Source organism: Brevibacillus agri (assembly GCF_004117055.1).
GTDB classification, from domain to species: Bacteria; Bacillota; Bacilli; order Brevibacillales; family Brevibacillaceae; genus Brevibacillus; species Brevibacillus agri.
The window spans coordinates 5215510-5232993 of the sequence record NZ_CP026363.1 but is presented as its reverse complement, the minus strand read 5'-3'; the positions used below and the strand labels follow the sequence as shown (position 1 = coordinate 5232993).

At 55.7% G+C, this 17484-nt stretch carries 17 protein-coding genes; 12 read left to right on the top strand and 5 right to left on the bottom strand.

Annotation, left to right across the window (positions count from 1 at the left end):
* The first annotated feature begins 224 nt into the window (after positions 1–224).
* From purC to BA6348_RS25605, 8 genes are all read left to right on the top strand, one after another.
* Positions 225–944, top strand: coding sequence for a phosphoribosylaminoimidazolesuccinocarboxamide synthase (gene purC, locus BA6348_RS25640; RefSeq protein ID WP_005826753.1), 720 nt, complete (start codon positions 225–227; stop codon positions 942–944).
* Complete coding sequence (purS, locus tag BA6348_RS25635; RefSeq protein ID WP_026558323.1) at positions 937–1185, top strand: phosphoribosylformylglycinamidine synthase subunit PurS; 249 nt, start codon at positions 937–939, stop codon at positions 1183–1185. The genes purC and purS overlap by 8 nt, the downstream gene beginning before the upstream one ends.
* 4 nt (positions 1186–1189) lie before the next feature.
* Positions 1190–1882, top strand: a complete 693-nt coding sequence (gene purQ / locus BA6348_RS25630) for a phosphoribosylformylglycinamidine synthase subunit PurQ (RefSeq protein WP_005826757.1) — start codon at positions 1190–1192, stop codon at positions 1880–1882.
* The gene (purL, locus tag BA6348_RS25625; RefSeq protein ID WP_026558322.1) at positions 1863–4106 is read left to right on the top strand and encodes a phosphoribosylformylglycinamidine synthase subunit PurL; all 2244 of its coding nucleotides are present in this window, start codon (positions 1863–1865) and stop codon (positions 4104–4106) included. Before purQ ends, purL begins: the two co-directional genes overlap by 20 nt.
* Positions 4091–5509: an amidophosphoribosyltransferase gene (gene purF / locus BA6348_RS25620; protein WP_005826760.1), complete on the top strand. Its 1419-nt coding sequence runs from the start codon at positions 4091–4093 to the stop codon at positions 5507–5509. The genes purL and purF overlap by 16 nt, the downstream gene beginning before the upstream one ends.
* Before the next feature lie 31 nt (positions 5510–5540).
* On the top strand, positions 5541–6581 hold the full coding sequence (gene purM, locus BA6348_RS25615; protein WP_005826762.1) for a phosphoribosylformylglycinamidine cyclo-ligase: 1041 nt from the start codon (positions 5541–5543) through the stop codon (positions 6579–6581).
* Complete coding sequence (gene purN / locus BA6348_RS25610) at positions 6575–7186, top strand: phosphoribosylglycinamide formyltransferase (RefSeq protein WP_005826763.1); 612 nt, start codon at positions 6575–6577, stop codon at positions 7184–7186. Before purM ends, purN begins: the two co-directional genes overlap by 7 nt.
* Before the next feature lie 81 nt (positions 7187–7267).
* Complete coding sequence (locus BA6348_RS25605; protein ID WP_005826765.1) at positions 7268–7654, top strand: helix-turn-helix domain-containing protein; 387 nt, start codon at positions 7268–7270, stop codon at positions 7652–7654.
* On the opposite strand, the gene BA6348_RS25600 is transcribed toward BA6348_RS25605, so the two are convergent.
* Positions 7622–8947, bottom strand: coding sequence for a sensor domain-containing protein (locus BA6348_RS25600; RefSeq protein WP_242507414.1), 1326 nt, complete (start codon positions 8945–8947; stop codon positions 7622–7624). The two genes, BA6348_RS25605 and BA6348_RS25600, sit on opposite strands and share 33 nt — an antisense overlap.
* Positions 8948–9235: 288 nt before the next feature.
* Between BA6348_RS25600 and BA6348_RS25590 the strand changes: the two genes are divergently transcribed.
* From BA6348_RS25590 to purD, 3 genes are all read left to right on the top strand, one after another.
* Positions 9236–9604 (top strand): hypothetical protein, encoded by a 369-nt coding sequence (locus BA6348_RS25590; RefSeq protein ID WP_005826769.1) that lies wholly within the window; start codon positions 9236–9238, stop codon positions 9602–9604.
* Between the two features lie 194 nt (positions 9605–9798).
* Positions 9799–11349: a bifunctional phosphoribosylaminoimidazolecarboxamide formyltransferase/IMP cyclohydrolase gene (gene purH, locus BA6348_RS25585; RefSeq protein WP_005826771.1), complete on the top strand. Its 1551-nt coding sequence runs from the start codon at positions 9799–9801 to the stop codon at positions 11347–11349.
* A gap of 37 nt (positions 11350–11386) precedes the next feature.
* Positions 11387–12664: a phosphoribosylamine--glycine ligase gene (gene purD, locus BA6348_RS25580; RefSeq protein ID WP_005826773.1), complete on the top strand. Its 1278-nt coding sequence runs from the start codon at positions 11387–11389 to the stop codon at positions 12662–12664.
* 69 nt (positions 12665–12733) lie between these two features.
* Here the strand turns inward: purD and BA6348_RS25575 are convergent, their stop codons facing one another.
* From BA6348_RS25575 to BA6348_RS25565, 4 genes are all read right to left on the bottom strand, one after another.
* Positions 12734–13942, bottom strand: a complete 1209-nt coding sequence (locus BA6348_RS25575; protein WP_007787151.1) for an MFS transporter — start codon at positions 13940–13942, stop codon at positions 12734–12736.
* Between the two features lie 11 nt (positions 13943–13953).
* Positions 13954–14397 carry a MarR family winged helix-turn-helix transcriptional regulator gene (locus BA6348_RS25570; protein WP_005826776.1) on the bottom strand — a complete coding sequence of 148 codons (444 nt, stop codon included), beginning with the start codon at positions 14395–14397 and terminating at the stop codon, positions 13954–13956.
* Positions 14398–14523: 126 nt separating this feature from the next.
* Positions 14524–14658 (bottom strand): EYxxD motif small membrane protein, encoded by a 135-nt coding sequence (locus tag BA6348_RS27760; RefSeq protein WP_005826778.1) that lies wholly within the window; start codon positions 14656–14658, stop codon positions 14524–14526.
* Between the two features lie 18 nt (positions 14659–14676).
* The gene (locus BA6348_RS25565) at positions 14677–15219 is read right to left on the bottom strand and encodes a YgaP family membrane protein (protein ID WP_122953204.1); all 543 of its coding nucleotides are present in this window, start codon (positions 15217–15219) and stop codon (positions 14677–14679) included.
* Positions 15220–15415: 196 nt separating this feature from the next.
* On the opposite strand from BA6348_RS25565, the gene BA6348_RS25560 reads away from it, so the two are divergent.
* Positions 15416–17173: an adenine deaminase C-terminal domain-containing protein gene (locus tag BA6348_RS25560; protein WP_005826782.1), complete on the top strand. Its 1758-nt coding sequence runs from the start codon at positions 15416–15418 to the stop codon at positions 17171–17173.
* Positions 17174–17484: the final 311 nt, after the last annotated feature.

The window sequence follows — 17484 nt, the reverse complement described above, 5'->3', positions numbered from 1 at the left end:
CGGGGAACGGCCGCATAGAACGGGATGTAAAACTGATATGAATAACGCGTAAACGAATGTTAACGAAAGTTTAACATCCGATTATGCAACAATTTCCGAACGTTTGTCGAAGTCTGTTCACGCTTTTTTCGTTGATAAATGCGTATGTTTGTGTTTTAATGTAGTTGAATCGTTCGTGAATTAATCGCAACTCAACCTTTTTATCTGGGAAGGTGACTCCTACAGTGGAAAAACAGGAACAACTCTACGAAGGTAAGGCGAAACGTATTTATCGGACATCTGAGCCTGAGCAATACTGGGTAGAGTATAAAGACGACGCAACAGCATTCAACGGAGAGAAGCGGGCGCAAATCACCGGAAAAGGTGAGCTGAACAACCGCATTACCGCTATCTTTTTCACCATGCTAAAGGAGAAAGGCATCGACAACCATTTTGTCCGCCTGCTGTCCGCAACCGAGCAGGTTGTCCGCAAAGTGGAGATCATTCCTTTGGAGGTCGTTGTTCGCAATATCGCGGCTGGCTCGCTTGCCAAACGCCTTGGCATGGAAGAAGGCACTGTTCTCCCGCAGCCGGTTGTCGAGTTTTACTACAAGGACGACGCATTGGGCGACCCGTTGGTGAACCCGTCCCATATCAAAGTGTTGGGAATTGCGAGCGAAAGTGACCTGGCTACGCTTGAGCGCATGGGGCTGGCTGTAAACGAGGTTCTCGTGCCTTACCTGGCCGAGCGCAACATCACCCTGGTCGATTTCAAACTGGAATTTGGAAGAACACCGGACGGGGAGATTCTCCTCGCCGATGAAATATCCCCGGACACATGCCGTTTCTGGGACTCGGTAACAAAAGAGAAGCTGGACAAAGACCGCTTCCGTCGCGATTTGGGCAATGTAGAAGAGGCGTACCAAGAAATGCTGAAGAGACTGGGAGGAGACGTACATGTTTAAAGCTGTTGTTTATGTAACGCTGCGCGAGAGCGTTTTGGACCCGCAAGGCCACGCTGTAAAAGGGGCTCTGCACACCCTTGGTTTTGACGAAGTAAACAATGCGCGGATCGGGAAGTACATGGAGCTTACGCTGAACTCAGCGGACCGTGCGCAGGCAGAAGAGCGTGTACGTGAGATGTGCGAAAAGCTGTTGGCCAATACGGTGGTTGAAGACTATCGCTTTGAAATCGTGGAGGGCTAAGGACATGCGAGTAGCGGTTATCGTCTTTCCAGGCTCCAATGCCGACGTAGATTTGTATAACGCAGTTGAAGACGTAATGGGAGTGCCGGTCGATTACGTATGGCATTCCGAGACAGATTTGTCCGGGTATGACGTGATTCTTTTGCCGGGCGGTTTCTCCTATGGAGACTATTTGCGCTGTGGCGCGGTCGCTCGCTTTTCGCCTGTCATGGAGCAGGTGGTCAAGGCAGCGGAGGAAGGCAAGCTGGTGATGGGAATCTGTAACGGCTTCCAAATTCTCACGGAGGTAGGGCTGTTGCCAGGAGCGCTTTTGCGCAACCGTTCCCTCAAATTCGCCTGCAAGCTGTCCGGCCTGCGCGTAGACAACAACGACACCCCGTTTACCCGCGACTACGCGGCCGGGGAAGAAATTCAGATTCCGATCGCACACGGCGAAGGAAACTACTACTGTGATGAAGAGACGCTTGCGAAGCTGAAAGCAGGCAAGCAGATCGTATTCCGCTACAGCGGCGAGAACCCGAATGGTTCGATTGACGATATTGCAGGCATTTGCAACGAGCGCGGCAATGTGCTCGGCATGATGCCTCACCCTGAGCGCGCTGTCCACAAATGGATGACTTCCGATGACGGACGCCGCATGTTTACCTCGATCCTGAAGACGTGGAGGGAACAAAACAGTGTCACAACTCACGCATAAAGAACCGACCGCAGAACAAATTGCCGATCAGAAGCTCTATCGCGAAATCGGGCTGACTGACGAAGAATACCAACGTGTTGTCAATATTTTGGGACGCCAGCCGAACTGGACAGAGACAGGTCTGTACAGCGTGATGTGGTCTGAGCACTGCTCCTACAAAAACTCCAAGCCTGTCCTGCGCAAGTTCCCGACAAAAGGTCCTCGCGTGCTGCAAGGTCCAGGCGAAGGCGCAGGGATCGTGGACATCGGCGACAATCAGGCAGTTGTTTTCAAAATCGAAAGCCACAACCACCCGTCTGCTATCGAGCCGTACCAGGGCGCAGCGACTGGCGTGGGCGGCATTATCCGCGACGTGTTTTCCATGGGCGCGCGTCCAATCGCCCTGCTCAACTCGCTTCGCTTCGGGGAGCTGAAAACGCCGCGCGTCAAATATTTGTTTGAACACGTGGTGGCTGGTATCGCCGGTTACGGAAACTGCATCGGGATTCCTACCGTGGGCGGAGAAGTGAACTTCGACCCTACGTATGAAGGCAACCCGCTCGTCAATGCGATGTGCGTGGGCCTCATCGACCACGAAAAAATTCAAAAAGGGGTAGCCTCCGGTATCGGCAACCCTGTCATCTACGTCGGCGCAAGCACAGGCCGCGACGGGATTCACGGCGCAACGTTTGCGTCCGAGGAGCTGACAGAGGAATCGGAGAAAAAGCGTCCGGCGGTACAAGTGGGCGACCCGTTCATGGAAAAACTTTTGCTTGAAGCGTGCCTGGAGTTGATCGACACAGGAATCGTCGTCGGGATTCAGGACATGGGCGCGGCTGGCTTGACCAGCTCCAGCTCCGAGATGGCGTCCAAGGCAGGAAACGGAATCGAGATGAACCTCGACCTCGTGCCACAGCGTGAAGCGGGAATGTCCGCTTACGAGATGATGCTGTCCGAGTCCCAGGAGCGCATGCTCGTCGTCGTGGAAAAAGGCAAGGAAGCAGAAGCCATTGCTATTTTTGACAAGTGGGGCTTGGCGTCCGCTGTCGTGGGCAAAGTAACGGAAGACAGCAAGCTGCGCCTGCTGCACAAAGGCGAAGTCGTGGCAGAAGTGCCAGTAAACAGCCTGGCTGATGACGCGCCTGTCTACCACCGTCCATCCGCAGTACCTGCTTACTACGAGGCAAACGCGAATGTAGACGTGCTCGCTGCCATCCAGGAGCCGAAAGATTTGAACGAGACGCTGAAAAGCATTCTGGCACAGCCGACTGTTGCCAACAAGGCGTGGGTGTACGAGCAATACGACCACATCGTGCGGGCAAACACAGCGGTCAAGCCTGGCTCTGACGCGGCGGTTGTCATGGTGCGCGGTACGCGCAAGGCGCTTGCCATGACGACAGATTGCAACGGACGCTACGTCTACCTCGATCCAAAAGTGGGCGGCGCCATCGCTGTAGCGGAATCCGCTCGCAACGTGGTCTGCTCCGGTGCCGAGCCGCTGGCGATCACCGACTGCCTCAACTTCGGCAGCCCGGAAAAGCCGGAAGTGTTCTGGCAGTTCGAGAAAGCGTGCGAAGGCATGAGCGAGGCGTGCGTGGCACTCGACGCGCCTGTGATCGGCGGCAACGTATCTTTTTACAACGAACGCAGCGGTGACGCGATCTATCCGACTCCAACCGTCGGCATGGTCGGTCTGATTACCGATGTTGACCATATTACGACCCAAGACTTCAAAAACGAAGGCGACGCGATCATCCTGCTCGGCGAAACGTTCGCAGAGCTGGGCGGCAGCGAGTATCAAAAGCTCGCAACAGGCTCCATCTCCGGCCGTCCTCCGCAAATTGATCTGAACAAGGAAGCCGCTGTACAAAAGCTCGTGCTCACAGCGATCCGCAAAGGCTTGGTCAACTCCGCTCACGACCTGTCCGAAGGCGGTCTCGGCGTGGCTCTGGCAGAGTCTTGCTTCGGCAAAGGCATCGGCGCTCAAGTCGAGCTTAGCTCCGAACTGCGAAGCGATGTACTGTTGTTCAGCGAATCCCAATCCCGCATTTTGCTCAGCGCAAGCCCTGAGCAGGCGGAAGCGATCCTCGCATTGGCAGGTGAGCATGGCGTACCGGCTGAAAAAATCGGTACGATCGGCGGCGATCGTCTGGTAGTGAACGTGAACGGTGCAGAAGCGATCAACGCTTCGATTCAAGAGGTGAAAGCAGCCTGGAAGGATGCGATTCCATGTTTGATCGGGTAATCTGGGACAAACTTAACGAAGAATGCGGCGTCTTTGGCATCTACAACCATAAGGAAGCATCCCAACTGACTTATCTCGGTCTGCACGCCCTTCAGCATCGCGGTCAGGAGAGCGCAGGTATCTGCGCCTCCGACGGCGAGAAGTGGTATAAGCACCGCGGAATGGGGCTTGTATCGGAAGCGTTTGGCAAAGGCGACCTGGAAAAATTCCGCGGTCACATCGCCATCGGCCACACCCGCTATACGACTGCCGGCTCCAGCAAGATTGAAAATGCCCAGCCGCTGTTTTTCCGCTACGCGCAAGGCAGCATGGCTGTTGCCCATAACGGTAACCTCGTCAATGCGGCCGTCCTGCGCAAAGAGCTGGAAGCAAAAGGGTCGATTTTCCAGACGACCAGCGACACCGAGGTGATCGCGCATCTGATCGCACGCTCCGAGCGCCGCGACCTGCCAGGTGCGGTAAAAGACGCGTTGCAGCACATCAAGGGCGCGTATGCGCTGCTCGTCATGAACGAGAAGCAGCTCGTGATCGCACTCGATCCGAACGGCCTGCGTCCGCTGTCGCTCGGCCGACTGGGCGACGCGGTGACAGTCGCCTCCGAAACCTGTGCGTTTGACATCATCGGTGCCGAGTATTGGCGCGACGTGCAGCCAGGGGAAATGATCGTCATCGACCAGGACGGCATCACCGAGACGAAGCACACCGAGACGACACAACGCTCGATCTGTACGTTCGAATACATTTACTTCGCCCGCCCGGACAGCGACATCGACGGCATCAACGTCCACATGGCCCGCAAACGGCTGGGCAAGCAGCTCGCTCTGGAATCGGCAATTGACGCCGATGTAGTCACAGGCGTGCCGGACTCCAGCATTTCCGCCGCGATCGGCTTTGCGGAAGCGACAGGCATTCCGTACGAGATCGGCTTAATCAAAAACCGTTATGTAGGCCGGACGTTCATCCAGCCGAGCCAGGAGCTGCGCGAGCGCGCGGTGTACCTCAAGCTGTCGGCGGTTCGCAAAGTAGTCGAAGGCAAGCGCGTCGTCATGATTGACGATTCCATCGTGCGCGGCACGACGAGCAACCGCATTGTCCGCATGCTGCGCGAGGCTGGCGCCAAGGAAGTACACGTGCGCATCAGCTCTCCGCCTGTCATGAACTCGTGCTTTTACGGCATCGACACCTCCACGCGTGACGAACTGATTGCCGCGACCAAATCGGTAGAGGAAATTCGCCAGATCATTGAAGCCGATTCCTTGGCCTTCCTGTCTGTAGAAGGCATGATCGAAGCGATTGGCCGCCAGGATTCCGCTCCGAACAAAGGGCATTGCCTCGCCTGCTTTACCGGAGAGTATCCGACCGAGATTGAATTTGAAGAGGCGCTACCAGCGTCCAAGTGCTAATACAAGCAACCTCTTGTAAGGGGGAGAAACGATGAGTGAAGCATATAAACAAGCGGGTGTCGACATCGACGCGGGGAACGAAGCCGTCGAACGCATGAAAAAACACGTGAAGCGGACATTCCGCCCCGAAGTGCTGACCGATTTGGGCGGCTTCGGAGCGTTGTTCCGTCTGGACACGAAAAAATACGAAAAGCCGATTCTGGTATCGGGTACCGATGGGGTAGGCACCAAGCTGAAGCTGGCTTTTGCCATGGACAAACACGACACGATCGGGATCGACGCCGTCGCGATGTGCGTCAACGACGTCGTGGTGCAGGGCGCGGAGCCGCTCTTTTTCCTCGACTACCTGGCAGTAGACAAGGTGATCCCGGAAAAAATCGAAGCGATCGTAAGCGGGATCGCAGAAGGCTGCGCCCAGTCCGGTTGCTCGCTGATCGGCGGGGAGACGGCGGAAATGCCAGGCATGTACGCTGAGGGCGAATACGACATCGCCGGATTTACCGTAGGGGTTGTCGACGAGAGCAAAATGATTACGGGTGCGAACGTAGCAGCAGGCGACGTGCTGATCGGGCTGGCGTCGAGCGGCGTGCACAGCAACGGCTTCTCGCTCGTGCGCAAGGTGCTTTTGGCCGACAAGGGCATGTCTTTGCACGACCATGTAGACGTCCTCGGCAAAAAGCTCGGCGAGGAACTGCTGACGCCGACCCGCATCTACGTGAAGCAAGTACTGGCTGTGCTGGAATCGCATGAAGTCAAGGCTTTGGCTCACATCACAGGCGGCGGCTTTACGGAAAACATCCCGCGCGTGCTCCCGGAAAACACGCAAGCGGTCATCAACGTCGGCTCCTGGCCTGTTCTGCCGATCTTTTCGCTCGTACAGGAAGCCGGAAACATTTCCTTCCCGGACATGTACAAAACGTTCAACATGGGCATCGGCATGATCTTGGTCGTGAAGGAAGCGGATGCGGTGAGCGTCATGGAAAAGCTGCAAGAGCTCGGCGAGCAGCCGTACCTGATCGGAAACATTCAGGCGGGTGAGCGCAAAGTCGTGTACAACGGGGTGGAATGGTGAGAAAGCTGGCCATTTTCGCCTCAGGCAGCGGCTCCAACTTCGAAGCGATCGCGCAGGCTGTTCAGGCAGGACGGCTGCCGGGCGTGGAAGTCGCCCTGCTCGTCTGCGACAAGCCGCAGGCGAAGGTGCTGGAGCGCGCCGAACGTTTGGGAATCGAAGCTTTTGTGTTCCAACCGAAGGAGTATGCCAGCAAGGCAGCGTTTGAAGCGGAGATTGTCGCAGAGCTGCAAAAGCGCGAGATTTCTCTGGTCGTGCTGGCAGGCTACATGCGGTTGGTAGGAGAGACGCTGCTGTCCGCTTACGAAGGAAAAATCATCAACCTGCATCCGTCGCTCTTGCCTGCTTTTCCAGGCAAGGACGCGATCGGCCAGGCACTCGCTTACGGGGTAAAGATAACGGGGGTAACGGTCCATCTGGTCGATGCCGGTCTCGATACGGGTCCGATCATCGCCCAGGTTCCCGTAGCAGTGCATGACAACGACACGGCCGAGACGCTGGCAGCGCGCATCCACGAGGTGGAGCACGGGCTGCTGGTGGAAGTCATCGGCATGCTGGCGGAAGGCCGGGTGCAGGTTACAGGGCGGCAAGTTCAGGTGATAGCATAGCGTCAAAAGAAAGACCGGCACAGGATAGATGTGCTGGTCTTTTTCCTTTTTCTGTTACAATTGAGAAAGGGAGGGAGAATGATGAAAGAACCGATGACAAGAGCAGTCCTGATCGTAAGTCTCGTCATGCTGGTCGGCGCGTGGATGATTGCCGACGCTACCAGAAGTATTTCTGCCTATGCTGATTCAGCCACCCACAATACGGCAGAGATTGCGACTGCCCTCACGTCCTTCGACAATCGACTGAATGATCTGAACCAGTCTGTGCATTCAGTAGAAAAGCAAATCATGAACGCGGATGAAGTCGCTGTCTATTTGGGAATAACCGATCAGGTGCTGTCCAAATTGCTGGAAGACAAGCAGCTTCCAGCGATTCAAATCAATGGGATTTACCGCTTCTCGAAGCGGGCCATAGACGAGTGGGTGTATGAGAAATCAAAGAACAAAGCCAGCTATCAAAACTGGTAGCGCTAATTGCCCGCCAGCAGCTTCTCGTTCATCCGCCGGAACGGGCTTGCTGAAAAAATAGCCCTGCACCGTCAGGCAGCCAAGCGAACGCAAAAAAGCGAGCTGCTTCGCCGTCTCGACGCCTTCGGCCACGAGCGAGAGCTGCAGGCTGTGCGCCATGGCCGCGATGGCGGTCACGATCGGCATGTGAGACGACGAGTCCGTCATGTTGCGCATAAACGACTGGTCGATCTTCAAGGAGTTGATCGGCAAAAGCTGCAAGCAACTGAGCGAGCTGTAGCCCGTGCCAAAGTCATCAATGGAAATCTGGATGCCCATTGCCTGTAGCGTTTGCAGACGCGGGATGACGGCATCGAGCCTGTGCATGGCGATGCTCTCCGTAATCTCCAACTCCAGATAGCGCGGATGCAGCCCGGTTTTTTGCAAAATTTGCTGGACCATCGGCACCAACTGCTTGTCCTGAAGCTGGCGCATGGACAAGTTGACGGCGAGGCGAACGGGCGGCAAGCCTTGCTGCTGCCACTTCACGCATTGCTGGCAGGCCATTTCCAGCACCCAGCGACCGATCGGGACGATCTGCCCTGTCTCTTCTGTCTGCTTGCGCTCCGTAATGTCCTTGGCAATGACAAAATATCCGACCACGTTTTGGCTGACCACGATGGGAACGACGGTGACGTTCAGCTCGATTTGCGTGCCGTTTTGATGAAAGGCGGAAATATCGTAGTTATCCGATGCGCCCTGCTGAATCGTGCGGGACATGGAGAGGACGCGTCGGACGCCTTCCCGGTTCAAAAGCCGCTGGAAGGACTGGTTGCGCAGATCGCTCATCGTGTAGCCCGTCACGCTCTCGAAAGCCGGATTGACGTTCAAAAACCGGCCGGACAGATCCAGCCAGCAGACGATGTCCGGGTTGTGCTCAAACAGCGACTTGTAGCGCTGCTCGCTCACCTCCAGCCGCTGCTGGGCCCACTTGCGCTCCGTAATGTCGTGCGTGACGATCAAGGCCCCGACAGGCTCCCCGCTGGAAGCGTACAGCAGCTTGCCGTTGGCGACGAGGATGGAGACAGCTTTTCCGGGCGGCTGTACCCAAATCTCCTGATTGTAGACATTTTCTTGGTGCAACACGCGAACAGACGGCAACTCCGCAAACGATACGGGAGTGCTGCCGTCGGGATGGTAAAACGAATAGGAGCCGTACGTTCGTTCATGCAAGTCTATGGGCTCGGACATGCCAAAGCGTTTGGCTGCCTCTTTGAAAAAAGGGATGCGTCCATCCAACCCGTAGACAGTCACGCCTGCCTCCATATGCTCCAGAATGGGCTGCAGCAAGGCTTCGTGCAAGGCGGAGGATGAGGAGCCTAAGAAAGCGTCAACTGGTGGAGAAAAAAGCTGATGGCGAGTTGACTTCATGTAAGCCTTCGGGCAGATGCATGTAATCGTACCATTTATGTTAATGAAAGTGAGAATCATTGTCAATAAATGGACTGCTTTTCCCTGCCAACGATTGACAGGAATGAAAGCAAACCAAATCTGCCCTCCCGACATACTGTAAAAGGAAGCAGGAAAAGAGGAGGGGCCGATTTGAGCGGAGATTTCGTTGCGGATTTGCTGGGCAAGCTAAGCAAGAGAACAGGGCGGGAATGGACGCTGAACGATATTATGAAGCTCGCGCAAAAATTCCCCAAAGGCGGGGGCAACGTCGACGAGTTGATGAATGAGCTGTCCGAGATGGGCCTTGACGTGCCGGAGGAGACAAAAGAGCGTGTCAAGGAACGGATGAAAAGTGGAAAGTCGCTCTCCATGGAAGAATTGGTGTCGAAGGTTCCGAAAGAGGTCAAGGCAAAAAGCAGCAAGCCGAAAAAGCCATCCAAGGCTGCTGGAAAAAGCAAGCACCTTTCTCTGGCGGAGCGTGTGAAAAAGCTGTCTGGAGGAAGCAAAAAAAAGCGGTAAGCTTCCCGCGTCGGGAGCGAAACAGGGCAGTCGCGAGTGCCGAACAGGCATGGGCGGCTGCGTTTGTTTTCGCTGAGGAAACTCTTGATAAAAACGTACAATTATGTTTTAATATGAAAGGAATGTTCGTGTTTTAGTGTGGCGCGAAAAGCTTTCCGTCATGTTTTCTTATTAAAAGTCAGGAGGTTCTATCCGTGAGTGTGAAAAAGGCGTTGATTAGCGTTTCTGACAAGACAGGATTGATTCCGTTTGCCCGTCGTTTGGCAGATGCCGGAGTAGAGATCATTTCCACCGGAGGTACGGCTGCTCTCTTGAAAGCAGAGGGGGTTCCCGTCATTGGCATTTCCGAGGTGACCGGATTTCCCGAAATTTTGGACGGACGTGTCAAAACGCTGCATCCGAATATCCACAGCGGCCTCTTGGCTGTGCGTGACAACGAAGCGCATCAAAAGCAGTTGAAGGACCTGAACATCGAAACAATCGATCTGGTCGTGGTCAATCTGTATCCATTCAAGGAAACGATTGCCAAGCCGGACGTGACATACGAAGATGCGATTGAGAATATTGATATTGGTGGGCCGACGATGCTGCGCTCCGCGGCGAAAAACCATGCGTTCGTGAGCGTTGTCGTGGACGCTGCCGACTATGACAAGGTAGCCGAAGAAATCGAGGCAAACGGCGATACTACGCTGGAAACGCGCCGTCGTCTGGCAGCGAAAGTATTCCGTCACACAGCGGCCTACGATGCCCTGATCTCGCGCTATTTGAGCGAGCAGGTAGGCGAGCTGTTGCCAGAGAGCTACACGGTGACCTACGAAAAAGCGCAAGACCTGCGCTACGGCGAAAATCCGCACCAGCGCGCCGCTTTTTACCGCGAACCGCTGTCCAGCCAGTTGAGCATCGGCTATGCGGAGCAACTGCACGGCAAAGAGCTTTCCTACAACAACATCAACGACGCAGACGCGGCTCTGGCGATTGTGCGTGAATTTACCGAGCCGGCTGTTGTCGCGATCAAACACTCCAACCCTTGTGGCGTGGGGATCGGCGCAGACATTCGCCAGGCGTACCAAAAAGCGTACGAAGCGGACCCCGTATCCATTTTCGGCGGCATCGTCGCGGCGAATCGCCCGATTGACAAAGACACGGCGCTCGCGATGAAAGAAATTTTCCTGGAGATCATCATTGCTCCTGATTTTACCGAAGACGCATTGGCTGTGCTGACCGAGAAAAAGAACCTGCGTCTCTTGCGCATCCCTGCCCTGAATGAGCCAGCGAAAAAAGCGGACAATCTGTTCCGCATCGCTCCGGTCGCGGGCGGCGCGCTGATTCAGGATTACGATTACAAGCAATTGGCAGAAAGCGAAATCCAGGTCGTGACAGACCGCAAGCCTACAGCCGAAGAAATGGCCCAACTGCAATTCGCCTGGAAAGTTGTCAAGCACGTGAAGTCTAACGCGATTTTGCTGGCAAAAGACAACATGACGATCGGGGTAGGCGCTGGTCAAATGAACCGTGTCGGCGCAGCGAAAATCGCCATCGAGCAGGCGGGAGAGCTGGCAAAAGGCGCTGTGCTCGCTTCCGATGCCTTCTTCCCGATGGGAGATACCGTAGAGGCGGCGGCTGCGGCCGGAATTACCGCGATCATTCAGCCGGGCGGCTCGATTCGCGATCAGGAATCCATCGACGCCTGCAACCGTGCGGGCATCGCCATGGTGTTTACTGGCACGCGCCACTTCAAGCACTGATTCATACAGATCCCTTCAATAACAGGAGGATATCCCCATGAAAGTATTGGTAATTGGCGGCGGCGGCCGCGAACACGCCATTGCCTGGAAGCTTTTGCAAAGCCCGAAGGTAGAAAAGGTGTACTGCGCTCCGGGAAACGGCGGCACAGCCGAGATTGCCCAGAACGTACCGATTGGCGTCAATGACTTTGCGGCGCTAGCCCAGTTCGTCAAAGACGAAGGCATTGATTTGACTGTCGTAGGACCAGAAGATCCACTGCTCGGCGGCATCGTGGACTTTTTCCAGGAGCGCAACCTGCCGATCTTTGGGCCGAATGGCAAAGCGGCGATGATCGAAGGCAGCAAGTCGTTCGCGAAAAGCTTGATGAAACGCTACAACATCCCGACCTCTGCCTACGAGTCGTTCATCGACTACGAATCGGCGAGCGCGTATGTGCGCCAGCAAGGGGCGCCCATCGTCGTCAAGGCTGACGGCCTCGCCGCAGGCAAAGGCGTTGTCGTGGCCGAGACCGTAGAGGAAGCGGAAGAAGCGCTCCGCCAGATCATGCAGGAGAGCGTTTTTGGCGCAGCGGGTACGCGCGTGGTCATCGAGGAGTGCATGTTTGGCGAAGAGCTGTCCCTGCTCTCCTTTGTCGACGGCGAAACCGTGAAGCCGATGATTACCTCCCAGGATCACAAGCGCATTTTCAACGACGACCGCGGCCCGAATACAGGCGGCATGGGGACGTACGCCCCGGTTCCGCACATGTCGGCCGAACTGGTCGATACGATTGTGAAAACGATCGTTCAGCCGATGGCGTCCGGGATGGCGAAGGACGGTATTCCGTTCAAAGGCATTCTCTACACTGGACTGATGATTACCGAGCAAGGACCAAAAGTGGTCGAGTTCAACGCCCGTTTTGGCGATCCGGAGACGCAAGTGATTTTGCCGCTGCTGGAGACGGATTTGCTCGACATTTTCGTGGCGACCGTTAACGGAGAGCTGGACAGCCTGGACGTGACCTGGAAAGAAGGAAGCGCCGTCTGCGTCGTCATGGCAGCTCCCGGCTATCCGGGCGATTATCCGAAGGGCAAGCGGATCGACGGCCTGGCGCAAACGACAGAAGGCGTTACCGTATTCCATGCCGGCACCAAGCAAACAGACGAAGGCATTGTGACCAGCGGCGGCCGCGTGCTCGGCGTAGTCGGAACCGGAGCCGACCTCGAACAAGCGCGTGAAGCGGCGTACGCGTCTGTGCAGGCGATTTCGTTCGAAGGAGCGCAATACCGCACGGACATTGCGGCAAAAGCGATGAAGCACCAGCAGCAAAAGTAACAACCACCGAAAAAAAGCAAAGAGGCAGTCCCGTTCGCCGATGAGGCTCGAACGAGGACTGCCTTTTCCTTATAGACCGATATGTTCGCCTGCCAGCCGTGCCTTTTTCCCTTTGGCTGCCACAAGCTGCGACAAGACGTAAACGCCGAGGAACAACAGCATGCAGGCGGCTGACCAGCGGTACATGACCGAGTAGCTGGAATGAGTCGCAAGCACGCCGAGCAGCATGGAGCCTGCGGCGATGCCGAGGTCGATGGAATTGAAGAACAGGCCGTTTGCCATGCCGCGCTGCTCTGGCGCGACGACTTTGACCATCCAGGCTTGAATCGACGGCTGGATCATGCCGTAGCCGAGTCCGTAGAAAAAGGCCGAGATCAGCAGCAGCGATTCGCTGGTCGTCACCGACAGGAGCAGCAGGCTGACGCCCACGAAGATCGCGCCTGGCGGCAGGACGGCGATATGGCCCTTGCGATCGTACAGCTTGCCGGAAAAAGGCCGAATCAAAATCATGGCGAGTGCGTTGGCGAGGAAAAACCAGCCCACGTTGGCGATGTGGGTTTCTTTTCCGTACAAGGCCAGAAAGCTCAAGATTCCGCCGTACGTAATGGACAGGCAAAAATTCAGGCTGACGGGCAGCAGCAACTTTTTGTCAAAAAAGCGGGCAAACCCTTTGACGGGCGCTGCTTTGGGCGCTGGCGCCATGCGCAGGCTGTAGGAGCGGATCATGTGCGCCAACGGGAAAATCGCAGCCACAAGCAGCACGAGCGTCAAAAGCATCGGGCCGATTCCGAACGATTGCAGGATACCAAGGCCAATCAGCGGGCCGAGCGCCATCGCCAGACTGGTGGACAGGCCGAAGTAGCCCATCCCTTCCCCGATGCGCCGGACGGGAATGACGTTGGACACGACCGTCGGAAACGCTGTGCTGCCCATGCCAAAGCCGATGCCGACGAGAACGCGCAAAAACAAAAACAGGGCGATATGCCCGGCCCAGTAGTAGCCTGCGCTGAATATCCCGACAGTGCACAGCGCCAGCATCGCGATGACTTTGCTGTTTTTCGTTCGCAACGCTTCCCCGGTCAATGCGCGTGCCACTACGGCTGCCAACGAAAACAGGCTGATGACCAGGCTGACGACGAAATCGTTTGCCTGATACGCCTGCTTCACGTAGGCCGGAAACGTCGGCGTCTGCATCTGGATGGTGAGGAACAACAGCATGTTGCATACAGTAAGCAGGACGAAATCCTTCGTCCACAGTTTCTCTCTACTCTCTCCCAACGTGTTCACTCCTATTCTTGTGTATGGCGGTTTACATTCTCATTGATCTCCAGCAGTATTTCCCGCAAAAAAGCGAGCTTCTCCGGCGAAATCCCGGCGAAGATGTCCGCTATCGCCTTGGCCTCGGCGGGAATGGCCTTTTCAATCCACTCCCTGCCATTCGGCGTGAGCGTGATGAGATAGGCGCGGCGATCGTGTTCGCTCAGCTTTTTTTCAATCCAGCCTTTTTTCGCCAGGTTGTCGAGAATGCGCGTCATGGTCGGCTGGTCTTTGGCGGAGCGCAGAGCCAGCTCTTTCTGGTTGATTCCGTCCTCTTCCCGGAGGCGGTACAAGACGGCAAACTGCTCCGTCGTCAGGTCGAATTCGCGCAAAAACAAGGACACATAATGAATCATGCGCCTGTACGTATTGCCGATCAGAAAGCCGATCGGTTCATGTTGCCAATGGTCGATCATGAGAAGAACCTTCCTTTGCTCGCGAAATTAGTTGTTTTGACAATTATATGCATAGCAATTAATTTTGTAAATGGAAAAACCGCCTGCGACGAAACGAGGCGGTTTGTATCCTTGGGAGCTGTCAGCTTATTGCCGATAGCGCCCTTTTCGCTTGGAGGCGTAAAAGGCGTAATAGCCGACTACGCCAATGACACCGACGATCATGGCAGCGACGAACAGATTGTGGGACAGCCATTCATAGAGGGGAGTTCCGACGATCATGAGCGCGTCGCCTCTTTTCTACGAGTAAGTGGGGTAGCGTGTGCTGCTGTCGTCCTTTTCCTGCGAGCGGTAGGAAATAAACTCGCGGGCAGCTTGTTCGAGCAACTGGTCTTCGGCAGACAGCTTGCCTTTTTTGGATTCGTTTTGCTGCGTCGCGGCATGCGTGTTTGCAGCAGCAGCCTGCGGTTTTGTGTTTTGCGCGTCTGCGGCGGCTGTAGCAGTAGTGCTTGACTCCTGCTTATTGTGCTCCTTGCCTTTTGCGGAAGTGCCGCTGCCGCTAAACGCACCCGTCACCTGATTCATGACGGTTTGAATCCCTTTTTGCTTCATTTGATCCATCATGCCCGACATGCCGTTTGCCTTGATCGTGTTAATGCCCAGCGCTTTGTACATCGGGCAAAAACGGGTGGCGCCTTCCGCTACCTTCATGGCGGAAAAAGCCATTAACAGCCAGGGGGCATTGTGCGGGCGACGGCTCATTTTGCCTATGCCGTAAGCCAGGCCCAAGAGGCCGCCCGTCATGCGGATGATTGCATCTGTAGTTCCAACGTTTCTTTGCATCTGTGCTCGCCTCCAGTCGCGTCTTCTACGCATTAGTCTGTGATAAAGGCAAAAGGACAACCCGTGGAAATTGCAGGTCGAAGTGTTCCGGCAAGCAGGGGAAGTCTTCGCGGGCGGCGAAGCAGTAAAGCAATGTCAATATGAACGATCATTCAGTCGATGCAGACGACGATGGACAGCGAGGGGAGAGAAAAGCATGCGAGTTCGAGCTTTATCAGAGGAAGCGTACCGGAATCTGCTCCGCGTGAGCAAAAGACAGGCGCCGGCCAGCTTGTGGATCAAGGGAGCCAGCGTCCTGAACGTATTTACAAAAGAATGGCAGGAGCATCATGTAGTCGTAGCCGGGGAGCGGATTGCCTACGTGGGGGAAAAAGAGCCGCTGACAGACGAGCATACGGTGATCGTCGAAGCGGACGGAAAGTACGTCGTGCCCGGCTACATCGAGCCGCACGCCCATCCTTTCCAATGGTACAACCCGTACACGCTGGCGGACTTTGCATTGGAGCGGGGGACGACCACGCTCGTGTCCGACACGTTGATGCTGATGAATTTGCCGCCCGAGCAGGTGGCAGCGCTGATGGAGTCTTTGTCCGGCCATCCGGTCAAACAGTTTTTCTGGGCGAGACTCGATCCGCAAACAGGTAAAGAGCACCCGCAATTCACGAAGGAAGGGCTTGCTCGCATGCTCGAGCATCCTCTCGTCGTCCAGGGCGGAGAGCTGACGAACTGGTCCGGCGTGCTGCAGGAGGACGAGACGCTGCTGTTCGGCTTGAAGCACACGCGCGATCTGGGCAAAAGAATGGAGGGGCATCATCCCGGCGCTTCCTACGAAACGCTGAACATTGCAGCGGCGGCCGGAATTACCGCCTGTCACGAAGGAATTACGGCGGAGGATTTGCTTCAGCGGCTCCGGCTTGGCATGTACGCCACCTTGCGCCATTCCTCGATTCGCCCGGATTTGCCGGAGCTAGTCAAAGGATGGCTCGCGCTCGGGTTGCCGTGGTCGCCCCGGATGATGCTGACATCAGATGGCAGCACCCCGCCGATGCACCGCAACGGCTTCCTCGACGGGACGATTCGCGTCGCGATAGAAGCGGGCATGCCGCCGGAAGAGGCGTATGTGATGGCGACGCTGAATCCGGCCGTCTACTACGGGCTAGACGCCGAACTCGGCGGAATCGCGCCGGGAAGAGTGGCAGATATGCTGCTTCTGCGAGCCAAGGACGACCCTGCGCCGCTTGTCGTCTTTGCCAACGGACAAAAGGCGGCGGAGGAAGGCAGATTGCTCATTCCCACAATCGAGCCGCGCTGGGCGGACTACTCGTTCCCAACCGTCGATTCGCTGCAGGACAAAACGCAGGCAGAATGGTTCACGCTGCGCCCTGACGAAGACGGCAAGGTGCCGGTGCTGAACATGCTGAATGCCGTTATTACCCGCATGACGCTGGAGCAGCTTCCGGTAGACGAGCACGGCTTCGTCTCGCTGGCGCACGACCCGCAGCTCGCCCTGATTGTCAGCGTCGATCCGGCAGGGAAAAGCCGCACGGTTGCAGTACTGCGCGGCTACGGCGAGCATATCGAGGGCTTGGCCAGCTCCTATACAGCGTCCGGCGACTGGCTTGTCATCGGGCGCGACCCGCAGGCGATGGCGGCAGCGCTTGCGCGAATCAGAGACATCGGCGGCGGAGTCGTGCTGATCGACGAGGGGCAGATTGCCTGCGAATGTCCGCTGCCGCTTGCCGGAAAATTTTCCCCGGCTCCGATGGAAGAAGTGATTGCCATGGCGGAGAATTTGACGGCCAAGCTGCGGGCAAAAGGCCACGCGCACCTCGATCCGCTCTATTCTCTCCTGTTTTTCACCGCCACTCACCTGCCTTATGCGAGACTTACTGCGGAAGGCATCGCAGACGTAAAAACAGGGCAAATTCTCGTCCCGGCACTCCCTCTGCAATAGAGGGAGTTTTTGTTTTGGGAGCCGTAAATATAATGGATAACATTAACGCTTTATGGCGATAAAGCAAAGATATAATTATTTGATTTCAATAGCAGGGAATGAAATCACGAGCATGTAAGCATTCGGTATATGATTGAAAAAAATATTTTACCTATTGTAAATTATCAGATTTATTTTACAATAAATAATAGCCAAGCCACATCTATCTTCCGTCCTAACAGAAAGAGTGCTCACAGTGTCGCAACCTGGTAAGTAGGGTAGATCGTCTGGCGAGGACAAAAATAAAGAATAATTAAAGGGGGATTCAATTC